Here is a 2,717-nt window from a genome sequence, read left to right on the forward strand (position 1 = left end):
CCTTCTACCCACTCATAATGAAATGGTTTTTCTACCTTTCTCTCTATCTGATGTAAAAACTCTTTTTCAGCTCCTACCTGACCACTGACCTCCAAAAACTCATCAAGTACCTGCTGTCTTCTTTCATAGAAGCCTGTTAACTTATCCGGATCAACATAGCTTATCATCGTTTTATAATTACTGGTATCTCGAAGCTCCGGATACAATGTTCCGAGCCAACTATTAACTATCTGCCAGTCTGTCTTTTCCAGTTCTTCCTCCATACCGTCAGCTTCCATTTGCTGATAATCACTTACTATTTGCTGCAAGGTTTCATCCGTCAATTCTCCACCAAATGAAAGTGCATATTCCTGACTATCCTTTATTACTGTATATCCATCAAAATTATTGCCAAAAGCACTTGTATAGTCACCTGAACTGCCAAAACAGAACCATTGAAACGAAAGTATGCTTCCAAAAATTACATAATAAACAAAACACAACAACACACATATTTTAACAATTTTCTTTCGCCATAACTTTTTATGCTCTAACCAAAATAATTCCATTCTATTTCACTCCTTCCTCTGTGGGAAAATAAAATAAATAAAGATCTTCCAATGTAGCTTCACAAGGCACCGCTCGCTCACTAGGCATATTGTCTGAAATAATACGCAATATAATTTCTTTTCCTTCGTGCCGTAAATTAGCAACCGTTGTTTTTGTCTGCCATTGTCTAGCTTCTTGTGGAGAAACAGAAAGTTCCCAAACCTTACCATTTGCCTTGTGAATCAACTCTGGAACCGTACCCTGCAATACAACTTTTCCTTTTTTCATCAATAGCACTTCATCTGCTATTGCTTCTATATCCGATACAATATGTGTGGAAAGAATTACAATTTTATCGCCTGCATACTCTGAGAGCAGATTACGAAAACGGACACGCTCTTTCGGATCAAGTCCTGCAGTCGGCTCATCCAAAATCAAGATTTTCGGATTATTAAGTAACGCCTGTGCAATTCCTACTCTTTGTTTCATACCACCAGAAAAAGTTTTTACTTTTTTGTTTGCCACATGGCTTAAATCAACTACCTCCAACAATTCAGTCACACGTTTTTTTGCAACATTCTTCGGTATTCCTTTCAGTGCTGCAATATACATTAAAAACTCCACCGCAGTATAATTTGGATAATATCCAAAATCCTGTGGTAAATAACCCAACACATTCCGGTAATCTGCCCCCATCGAAGTTACTTCTTTTCCATCCAGCAATACCTCCCCTGAGGTTGACTCCAAAACAGCACATAGCATACGCATCAATGTTGTTTTACCTGCACCGTTAGCCCCCAAAAGACCATATACTCCCGGCTTTAAGGTTGCACTAACACAATCTACCGCTATTTTCCTTCCATACTGTTTTGTTAAACGATCAAGCGACAATTCCATACATTTTTCCTTCCTTTCTCATCTCTGCAATATAATGAATTTCATTTATAAAGAACATAGCAAAAATCAAAAATGTAACAATCCACACCCCCACTGCTGATGTTTCATATAACCATGGCAATATTCTTGCTGACATCCCCCAACAAATGCAGGAACCCAGCATTACAATCGCACATGTCTGTAAACTCTGTTTCTTTTGCAAACGGATCAAACGTAGCAACGCAACCATACACACTAAGTACGGAACCAGGCAGTATAGGACTATCTGTCCAATCTCTTTATAAGAATTTTGCAAATAAACTTCCATGCACAAAAGAATTGTTATACACACCAAATTAGCCGCCCCAGCCAGAACCAGCTTTGCTAACGTGATTTGGGCACCAGAAGCTCTTGTTACCGCTTCAATCTCGCTCATTCCATAATACTGGCTTTTAAAAATTGCTGGTATGATAGCCAATACAAACAGCGGCATAAAAATTGGTATATTCTTTGGCACGTCTGCAATGCTAGCAATTGTTAAACAAACTATAAATAACGTTACTGCCTGCAAACCAAATATTGGAATACCTTCAAAACGAAATACATCTGAAAGATAGTGAAAGAAACCTGTCCTCGGTTCTGCCCTAGTCACTTCCTGTTCTCGCACAATTTCAGTGCAAAGCTTAATCGTTTCCTCTAATCTTTTAGGCTGTACTTCCTCTCCTAAAGATTGCTGTAAATAGCCCTTCAAATTTTTATCTTTCATTTTCCTGCTCCTTTCTCATAATTTTTAAAGCATTACGAACCCTGCTTTGTGCTGTTCGCATATTGCATCCCATCACTTTTGCAATCTCTCCAAAACTAAGTTGTTCTCCAAAGCGTAGAATGACTGCTTCCCTTTGTTCTGATGATAAAAAATTCAAAAAATAGCTTATCTCTGCCCTATCCTCTAGCCGAACTATGTCGTTATACTCATGCACTATATTTTCTTCATCTTCTAATGGATAAAACTCAACCTTCCTACTTTCATCAATACATAAATGATTTGCAATCGTGTATAGATAAGCCTTAAATTTCTTTTTCCCTTTATATCCGGATAAATTCTTAAACAACTTCAAAAATGTTTCCTGAGTCAGGTCTTCTGCTTTTTCCAGATTAGAGCAATGCCACCTACAGTAACGCAAAATAGATGTATAATAGCGTTTTATCAATTCTTCTGCTGCATTTTCATTTCCAAGTAGAATCTGTTCCACTAATTCGTCATCACTCAACACGCATCAGACTCCTTTCCATTGAATATCTGTATATATATA

At 37.7% G+C, this 2,717-nt stretch carries 3 protein-coding genes and 1 pseudogene; all 4 read right to left on the reverse strand.

Going from position 1 to position 2,717, the window contains the following annotated elements; genetic code table 11:
• A pseudogene (locus LI162_RS15065) lies at positions 1 to 548 on the reverse strand (ABC transporter permease); the annotation flags it as partial.
• A 1-nt stretch (position 549) separates the two neighbouring features.
• Positions 550 to 1,425: an ABC transporter ATP-binding protein gene (locus tag LI162_RS15070; protein WP_015529833.1), complete on the reverse strand. Its 876-nt coding sequence runs from the start codon at positions 1,423 to 1,425 to the stop codon at positions 550 to 552.
• On the reverse strand, positions 1,409 to 2,170 hold the full coding sequence (locus tag LI162_RS15075) for a hypothetical protein (RefSeq protein ID WP_227156864.1): 762 nt from the start codon (positions 2,168 to 2,170) through the stop codon (positions 1,409 to 1,411). The genes LI162_RS15070 and LI162_RS15075 overlap by 17 nt, the downstream gene beginning before the upstream one ends.
• Positions 2,160 to 2,678 carry an RNA polymerase sigma factor gene (locus LI162_RS15080; RefSeq protein WP_005341624.1) on the reverse strand — a complete coding sequence of 173 codons (519 nt, stop codon included), beginning with the start codon at positions 2,676 to 2,678 and terminating at the stop codon, positions 2,160 to 2,162. Before LI162_RS15080 ends, LI162_RS15075 begins: the two co-directional genes overlap by 11 nt.
• Between the last annotated feature and the right edge of the window lie 39 nt (positions 2,679 to 2,717).

The organism is Mediterraneibacter sp. 210702-DFI.3.120 (assembly GCF_020561005.1).
GTDB lineage: Bacteria > Bacillota > Clostridia > Lachnospirales > Lachnospiraceae > Mediterraneibacter > Mediterraneibacter faecis.

What these genes read in the sequence shown, in the direction of transcription:
- LI162_RS15075 (WP_227156864.1), bottom strand. Translation starts at nt 2,170, where the DNA reads ATGAAAGATAAAAATTTGAAGGGCTATTTACAGCAATCTTTAGGAGAG.
- LI162_RS15070 (WP_015529833.1), bottom strand. Translation starts at nt 1,425, where the DNA reads ATGGAATTGTCGCTTGATCGTTTAACAAAACAGTATGGAAGGAAAATA.